This window comes from bacterium (genome assembly GCA_040754625.1).
Taxonomy (GTDB): domain Bacteria; phylum JACRDZ01; class JAQUKH01; order JAQUKH01; family JAQUKH01; genus JAQUKH01.
Genome location: JBFMCF010000132.1, coordinates 1 through 5,133 on the forward strand (window position 1 = coordinate 1; position 5,133 = coordinate 5,133).

The window sequence follows — 5,133 nt, forward strand, 5'->3', positions numbered from 1 at the left end:
TTTTTATTCACTTGAAATGCCCTTTTTTTTGGTTGTTATGTTTTGTGATAAAATCATTTTAACCAATAGAATTGGGCATTTCAAGTCCTTTTTCGCTTTTATTTCAAAAAATTACGCTTGTGTAAGGCCTAATATATTTAGTTTTTTAAACAATTTTAGTTAAATATTATATCACATCTTTATAAAAGATTGCTTTGATAATTACGCTTTCGGTTTTAACAGGTAAAGCCTGTTACGTCAGTTAGAAACAATGAACATTATTTAGTGTTTAGATTCATAACGATCAAGGATTTCCCGATATTTTGCAATAATTACTTTAAAGGAATATTTACTTTCGGCTATTTCCCGTGCCCTGCGCCCCATTTCACAAAGTCTGCTAAAACCTCTTGCCTCTCGTATTGCAGAAGCAAGCCCTTCCGGATCCGCTGGAGCAACAATCCATCCAACCTTATCTTCCTGAATAAGAAGCCCTACCTCAGACTCAGAATCGGCAATTGCTATTATTGGCTTCCCTGCAGCAAGAATATTATAGGTCTTGCTGGGGACACCAAGCCCTGTCATTCCGGATGCGAGACTAACAATACCGACATCACACGCATTAAGAAAAAACTGTTGTTCTCTGCGTGGCATCGAATTAAAAACTGTAACATTCGTTAGCTGTCGCGATCCAACCTGTTCAATAAGCCATTTTTTCTTTGCCCCCTCCCCAACGAAAATAAAATGTATATTTTCACTCTTAAGAATTTCTGCGGCCATAATTATATGCTCAATTCCCTGCACTCTTCCAATGTTGCCGGCAAATTGGACAACAAAACATTTCTCAAGATGCAGGTCTTTGATAATTTTATTCGCATTGCGTTCATCGGGATAAATATCCGTTGTATCCGCCCAATTCGTAATTACGGTAATTTCCGGATTATCACTATTAATTTTATGCATCATTATTTTCTTCATATCCCTGCCAATAACGATAATGTGTTCCGCGCTATTGTAAGCTAAATTGAAAAGTCGAACAAGGATACGAAATAAAAGTGAATCTCCATAAAGAAGTTTTGCCGCTTCTAAATTTTCCGGAAAGACATCGTGGGTAAGAATAATTAAGGATGAACGGGTAAATCGGCAGACCAGACACATCAGAATAAGCAACAGGGCAGGATTAGTAACAATAAAGACAGTATCACCTTTTTTTATCATTTTTATTGTCTTTACCGCTAATTTAAAACTCCGTAAAATAGACCCTATCAAGCGAGAAACAATTTTGTTCTTGTTTATGCTTACCGTCTTTATTCTTTCTATCTTAACCCTATTTCTGATTTCTGAATCAGGCGCTGCTTTCAAACCTGAGTAGTCAGGGGGACATGTTATTACCTGAACAGGAAAAGTTTCAACAAGCCCTTCTGCTATCTTTGTTACGATATATCCTGTAGATGTTTCTTCCGGATAATAAAATTCGGAAACCACAAAAATCATCCGCGCTATCCTTTACTCCTTTACATTAAAACCTATTTTTTCAAGTCTTCGTAAATAAAATCTAACTTCATTAAAAGCTTTTTCATTCCTTCAATATCCAATCTTTCTGTATTGTGGGAATGATAATCTTCAAATTTTGGCATATTCTCTAAACCTTCTGAAAAATATATCGCGTAATTCAAATCACGGTTATCCGCAGGAATTTGATAATAATCACCCAAATCTACAGCCCTATTTTTTTCTTCACGTGTCAATAAATATTCATATAATTTTTCTCCATGCCTGGTACCAATCACTTTTATTTCGGTTTTACTTTTATATAAATCAATTAACGCTTCCGCCAAAATTTGAATAGTAGCCGCGGGCGCTTTCCGAATAAACATATCACCCGGATTCCCATTTTCAAAAGCAAAGAGGACTAAATCGACCGCTTCCTCCAGCAGCAACATAAAACGCGTCATATTTGGGTCCGTTATGGTAAGCGGTATACCTTTTTTTATTTGCTCTACGAAAAGCGGAATCACAGAACCTCTTGACGCCATCACATTACCATAACGCGTTCCGCAAATGACGGTATTTAAACTATTGCGTGATTTCGCAATCATAACCTTTTCCATCATTGCTTTAGAGATACCCATCGCATTTATGGGGTATACTGCTTTATCTGTGCTCAAAACAACCACATTTTTAACATTTTGAGTAATAGCCGTTTCCAACACGTTTTCAGTACCTAAAACATTTGTCTTTACCGCTTCAACAGGAAAAAACTCGCAGGAAGGCACTTGCTTTAACGCCGCCGCGTGAAAAATATAATCAACCCCTCTTACCGCGTTCTCAACCGATCTGTAATCTCTCACATCTCCAATATAGAATTTTACTTTTGGGTTATTTATTTTTCGGCGCAAATCATCTTGTTTCTTTTCATCTCTTGAAAAAATACGGATTTCTCCAATTTCAGTATGCAAAAATCGATTTAACACCGCATTACCAAAAGAGCCTGTGCCACCGGTGATTAATAATATTTTACCATTAAATTTTTCAGTATTAGCCATTTGCATTATTTTTTCCCTTATTATATGACAGTTTAAATATTCCCATAAAAGATTCTCCATATTTCCATCGCATATTTCCAATTAAAAAAAGAAGACCCCAGTTAATAATCCCAAGAGGAAATTTATTCAAAACAGGGATACCAGTAAAAAATGTTGAACCGCAATAGATCGAGGTAAATCTATTTTTCTCGACAAAGGATTTCCATTCACTGAATTTCTTTAAAGATACATGGTCTTCCCTGTGCGCGTGCCATTTACCTTTCATAACTCTCGCACTGTAACTGCTTAGATTTGGTGTTGTAAAAATGAATATACCTCCATGTTTTAAATGTTTCCTCACTGAGGAAAGCATTAATTCCGGCCGGTTAAGATGTTCAATGACCTGCAAAGAAACAATAATGTCAAATGTTTCATTGTTAAAGTCAAATCCCTCCGCGTTTCCCTGGACAATTCTCGCGTTTTTAACCTTACTTTTAGTTAATGATACAAGCCTCGCATCATACTCTAATCCGGTAAGCTTCGCCTGCGGAAATTCAGATTCAAGAAACGTCATCAAAAAGCCTGATCCTGTTCCAATTTCAAGCAATGAAAATGCCTGGTTTTTTTTGACAATTTTCCTAATTTCCTTCAATACAGGTTTTAAAGTAAGCTTACGTTTAAAACGGTAAAATTTCGAGTCTGGTTCTTCATATAAAGAAGCACTTTGTGGACATATAGTAACATTTTTCATATTTTTTTTCAAGATTTCTCAATTCTGCAAAAGGGAAATAAAATCTCCGGTTTTATCCTTGTAATAAAATTTTTCAAAAAACTTATTTCTGCAATTTTGAAAAAATAATTCCTTTTGGCCAAGAATTTCTTCTACCGCTTTTTTAAGCTCATTCACATCTTTATTATCTTTTACTGACACACCAGTTTTGTGATTGTCAAAAAATTCATTGGCATTGCATAATAAAACAATTACAGCGGCACCGAACATATATGCTTTAGGAAGCACACCGCTCTGCATGGAACGGTTATACGCGTTCCAGACTACAAGGCTGTCTCTGTAATATTGATTGATTTCTTCATTTGTCATAGGACGGCCTTCAGATATAACAAGTTTCCCGGACCGTAAATACGGTTCCAGAATATCTTTCTCCCTGACTGGAATTTTATTACGGGTCGCGATCAAAAAATTCAGCTTGGGAAACCAGCCGTTTTTTATGGCTGATTCGGCAAAATCAACAAACCTGTCGAACCCGTGATCAGCGGCAATAGTTCCGATGTAGGAAATAAAATTTTTATCAGCTTTTTCCAATAATAGACCCGCTTCATCGTCAAAAAGAAGCGGTATAAGTGAATAGTTTTTGTTTAAAAAGGTGTATTTCTTTTTATATAAAAAAAACGACGATGATGACGGCAAAATAATCCTGTGCGAAAGTAAAACTACAGGAATAGTCACAAGGTTAATCAAGCAGATTTTAACAATTTTTTTAAACCTGAAACCTGAGTTATAATAACTTTTAATCGATTCAAACGGTTCGTGGTATATGTAAATAATTTTGGATTTGCGGAAAATTCTCAGACGGATAATCTCAAAAATATTTCTCAAAGACGGGAACCAGAATACAGCCGCATCGATTGTTTTGAGTTTTTTAAGCTCAGACAGGTTATTAATCCTGTTAAATTTATTTTTCAAATCCATTTGATTAAATGACCTGTTCACATATAAATAAGGTGTGAATCCATAATCTTCAAACAATTTATAATTTGCTGTAAGGTGCGAAAAATGGCCGGGATTGAAATTTAAAGAAATTATCAATATATTCATATATAACGCAATAAATTAGCAAGCAACTATATGCGCCTTGTTACAAGATGGGAATACGATGATGATATTTAAGCAGCTTTTTTACCTTCAGCAAATAACGCATCTGCACTCAGGTCTTGTTCATCCGGTCATTCAATAAAATATCCTCTGTTCTGAACACGACGAAAGTAATTTACATCTTTCAGGGAGGAGAATACCTCGTACTTTAACTAAGGCTTCATATTAAATATTTTTGTCAATCCGTTGTCAAAATCAACTTTTAATTTAAAATCATTCATTGGAATTATATTTTTAATTTTTATCATTTTATTCAAGTCCTTTAATTTTAAAGAGTATGAATATGAGGTGATTTATGACGGCTATTATCCGTGAAAAACACAACTTTTATGCTTTTATGACGTCCCCCAAGCTCCCTGAACGTCCCCCAAGCTCCCGCGAAATGTAATTAGGTTTCCAATTATAACCCACGTTGCAGGGGCATGCCCCTTTTTCTTCAACTGTCAACCATTATGTTTATAAGCTGCAAACTAAATTAGTGTAACAAATATGTGATAGTACTTGCATTTACCCCCTTTGCACCGGAAGCGGCAAACATACTTCCATCTGCGTTACTTCCAAGATATATTGTTCCACTAGGATCTATTATCGCTACACCAAACTTAACTATTCCGTTATGGTTCTGTTGAAATCCTCAAATAGAAATAAATCAAGAGGCCGAGTTGGAGGCCTCGATGAATATTGTAAATTATACCGAGCAATAAAACTTCGTGAATTCGGAGTTTTATTAAGCGAGCTAAG

Annotated in this window: 4 protein-coding genes; all 4 read right to left on the reverse strand. The window is 35.5% G+C overall.

The window, feature by feature from the left end; all coding sequences use genetic code 11:
* Positions 1-261 precede the first annotated feature (261 nt).
* From AB1498_12780 to AB1498_12795, 4 genes are read right to left on the reverse strand one after another with little or no spacing between them, the layout of a single operon-like run.
* A complete protein-coding gene (locus AB1498_12780; GenBank protein ID MEW6089167.1) occupies positions 262-1,470 on the reverse strand; it encodes a glycosyltransferase family 4 protein in 1,209 nt (402 codons plus the stop codon).
* A gap of 32 nt (positions 1,471-1,502) precedes the next feature.
* Positions 1,503-2,522, reverse strand: a complete 1,020-nt coding sequence (locus AB1498_12785) for a polysaccharide biosynthesis protein (GenBank protein ID MEW6089168.1) — start codon at positions 2,520-2,522, stop codon at positions 1,503-1,505.
* Positions 2,515-3,252 (reverse strand): class I SAM-dependent methyltransferase, encoded by a 738-nt coding sequence (locus AB1498_12790; protein MEW6089169.1) that lies wholly within the window; start codon positions 3,250-3,252, stop codon positions 2,515-2,517. The genes AB1498_12785 and AB1498_12790 overlap by 8 nt, the downstream gene beginning before the upstream one ends.
* Before the next feature lie 18 nt (positions 3,253-3,270).
* Positions 3,271-4,335 (reverse strand): hypothetical protein, encoded by a 1,065-nt coding sequence (locus AB1498_12795; protein MEW6089170.1) that lies wholly within the window; start codon positions 4,333-4,335, stop codon positions 3,271-3,273.
* Positions 4,336-5,133: the final 798 nt, after the last annotated feature.

Bases quoted from the DNA above. Each gene is read 5' to 3' on its own strand.
- AB1498_12780 (MEW6089167.1), bottom strand. From the start codon at position 1,470: ATGATTTTTGTGGTTTCCGAATTTTATTATCCGGAAGAAACATCTACA.
- AB1498_12785 (MEW6089168.1), bottom strand. From the start codon at position 2,522: ATGGCTAATACTGAAAAATTTAATGGTAAAATATTATTAATCACCGGT.
- AB1498_12790 (MEW6089169.1), bottom strand. From the start codon at position 3,252: ATGAAAAATGTTACTATATGTCCACAAAGTGCTTCTTTATATGAAGAA.
- AB1498_12795 (MEW6089170.1), bottom strand. From the start codon at position 4,335: ATGAATATATTGATAATTTCTTTAAATTTCAATCCCGGCCATTTTTCG.